Below are 3,022 nucleotides of genomic sequence, written 5' to 3'. Positions count from 1 at the left end.
CGGGTGGGCGAGGCGACCTCGTGGTGTGGTCGTCCGGCAGCACACGAGGCTGGCCCCCCGCCCCGTGAGCGGGGCGGGGCGGACCGTCGGGCGTACCCTGGAGCCGATGTCCGCCACGCCCCTGCCGGCGCCGCGCCCCCTCCCGGGCGCGACCACCGGCACCAGCCCCGATCCCGCGACCGAGCCCCTCGCGCTCCTGGTCCGCACCTCCCGGATCGACGACCTTCCCGGCGGTCTCACCGCCCTCGTCGACCTCCTGCCGGACACGCGCCCGCTCAGCTGGGTGCGGCGCGGTGACGGCATCGTCGGCTGGGGCGAGGCCCTCCGCTTCGACACCTTCGGACCCGGCCGGTTCGCCGACGCCGAGGCCGCCTGGCAGACCACCCTCCAGCGGGCCGTGGTGCGCGACGACGTGCGCCTGCCCGGCACGGGGCCCGTCGCGTTCGGCACGTTCGCCTTCGACGACGCGGGTCAGCTCGACGACCAGGACGGCGACGACGCCGGCCACCTGCGGCCGGACGGGTCGCTCGTCGTCCCGCGCGTCGTCGTCGGCCGCCGGGCCGGCGTCACCTGGATGACCACCATCACCCCCGGCGCGAGCCTCGACGCCGCCCCCGGCACCGCGGCGCTGCGCCGCGAGCCGCGCACGGAGGTCGTCGCCCCCGGTCGCGTCCGCTTCGCCGACGGCGCCGTCGGCGCCACCGACTGGCCCGCCGTCGTGCGCGAGGGCGTGGCCCGCATCCGGTCGGGCGCCCTCGAGAAGGTGGTGCTGGCGCGCGACGTGCTCGCCACCACCGAGCACCCCCTCGACCCGCGTTGGCTGCTGCGCCGCCTCGCCGACCGCTACGAGGCCTGCTGGACGTTCTCCGTCTCCGGCATGGTCGGCGCCACCCCCGAGCTGCTGGTGCGCAGCGAGAAGGGGCTCGTCACGTCCCGCGTGCTCGCGGGCACGATCCGCCGCGAGGCCGGGATGTCCGACGACGACGCCCTGCTGCACGCGGCGCAGCTCGCCCGGTCCTCCAAGGACCTCGAGGAGCACGAGTACGCCGTGCGGTCCGTGGCGGCCGCGCTCTCGCCGTTCTGCTCGTCGATGAACGTCCCCGACGCCCCGTTCGTCCTGCACCTGCCGAACGTCATGCACCTCGCGTCCGACGTCACCGGCGTCCTCGACCGGGGCCACGACGCCGCCGGGCGGGCGCCGTCGTCGCTCACGCTGGCCGCTGCGCTGCACCCGTCGGCCGCCGTCTGCGGCACGCCGACGAACGTCGCCCGCGACCTCATCCGCGAGATCGAGGGGATGGACCGGTCCCGCTACGCCGGTCCGGTCGGGTGGGTCGGGGCCGACGGCGACGGCGAGTGGGGCATCGCGCTGCGGTCCGCCGAGCTCTCGGCCGCGGACCCGAGGCACGTCCGGCTGTTCGCCGGCTGCGGCATCGTCGCCGCCTCCGACCCGGAGGCCGAGCTCGCCGAGTCCGAGGCGAAGCTCGTGCCCATGCGCTGGGCGCTCGGCGCCGACTCCTGAGCCCTCCCCTCGAGACGCGTCGTGTCAGTCCTCCCAGACCTGCTCGCGGAAGCCGGACCAGACCTGCTTGTCGGAGGTGGCCCCCATGAGGCCGATCCGCGCGTCCGTCAGACCGAGCAGCATCTCGACCGGCGACGCTCCCGCCGCGATCTTCTCCCCCAGCTCGGCCCAGTCGTCGCCGTCGGGCAGGTCCGCGTGGATGGACGAGATGTACATCTGCGCGTCGCCCTCCATCGACACGTAGTCCGCGTCGGTGACGGTGCCGCCGACCTTGCCGTTGTTGTCGGCGTAGGTCTTGAGCCAGAACCCGGGCACCTTGACGTAGTCGACGCTGATCCGCAGCGCGTCACGGCGGGGACCGCCGTTCGTCACCGGCACGTTGACCACGTCGATGCCGTTGATGCCGGTGAGCGGGAGCTGCAGGTCCCGCGTCTCCAGCTCGCCGTCGACGGAGAACACGTTGGCGTCCTCGCGCTTGCCGCAGTCCCCCGGCAGCGAGACGTTGATGTCGTACTCGCCGCCGAACGTGATCCGCGCGCAGGGGCCGAGCTCGAGCTCGAACTCCTTCTCGACGTCGGCCTGCGCCTGCTTCTCGGCCGGGGCGGCCTCGTCGGCCTTGCCGCCCTTGTCGGCGTCCTTGCCGTCGGCGTCCTTGCCGTCGGCGCCCTTCGGGGCGTCGCCGTCCGCGTCGGACGGGTCGGCGGCCTCGTCGCCCGCCGCCCCGGTGCCGGCGGACGCGCCGTCGCCCGTCGCCCCGGTGCCGCTGTCGTCCGTGGCCTCGCCGGAGCCGCCGGAGTCCTCCGACGCGGACGGCGAGGGGCTGGGCGTCGGCTCGGCGTCGTCGTCGCTGCCGCAGGCCCACTCGAGCCAGCCCAGCGGGTCCCAGCAGTCCGACGCCGAGCGCACCTGCGACGCGGGCGCGGCGGCCGCCTCGACCGACGTCGCCCCCGTGCCCCCCAGCGCGAGCACGACGACCGCGGCGGCGACGGCCACGTGCCGCCCGCCGCGGGCCGGCTCCTCGTCGAACGGCAGGATCTCGGCGAGGCCGACCTCCTGCACCTCCCGCGGGTCCGCGGGCACCGCGGTCGCGCCAGGGTCGGACGACGCCGCGGGCGCCTCGTCCGTCGCCGGCCCCGCCTCGGCGTCCCCGGCGGCGGGTCGCGGCATCCACGACACCGCGAGGATGCCACCCACGACGCCGAGGACCATGCCGACGCCGAAGCCGCCCAGGTTCACGCCCAGCAGCGAGTAGACCGAGATCGCCAGGGTGATGACCCCGTAGAACACCCGGAACTGCGGCTGCGTCATCACCAGGACGCCGAGGAGCACCAGCGCCACGGGCAGCAGCGTGGACTGCATGCCCTCGATGCCGAGCTGGATCTCGAAGTTGTCGATCTGCAGCCGGCCGGAGAACCACAGCACCACGCCCGACAGGATCGCCAGCGTGCCGCCCCAGAAGGGCCGGCCCCTCCGCCAGGCGGCGAACCGCTGGCGGGTGGC

2 protein-coding genes are annotated in these 3,022 nt (G+C 75.4%); one reads left to right on the top strand and one right to left on the bottom strand.

The window, feature by feature from the left end; all coding sequences use genetic code 11:
* Positions 1-106 precede the first annotated feature (106 nt).
* Complete coding sequence (locus tag ACFWEK_RS20375) at positions 107-1,522, top strand: isochorismate synthase MenF (RefSeq protein ID WP_430547771.1); 1,416 nt, start codon at positions 107-109, stop codon at positions 1,520-1,522.
* A gap of 24 nt (positions 1,523-1,546) precedes the next feature.
* Here ACFWEK_RS20375 and ACFWEK_RS20370 read toward each other — a convergent pair.
* On the bottom strand, positions 1,547-3,022 hold a 1,476-nt coding region (locus ACFWEK_RS20370; RefSeq protein WP_430555220.1), incomplete at its 5' end, for a DUF6114 domain-containing protein.

The sequence above is a fragment of the Isoptericola sp. NPDC060257 genome (assembly GCF_042726645.1).
Classification (GTDB): Bacteria; Actinomycetota; Actinomycetes; order Actinomycetales; family Cellulomonadaceae; genus Isoptericola; species Isoptericola nanjingensis.
The sequence above is the reverse complement of the archived record's forward strand: the minus strand, read 5'-3'. Positions and strand labels throughout refer to the sequence as shown.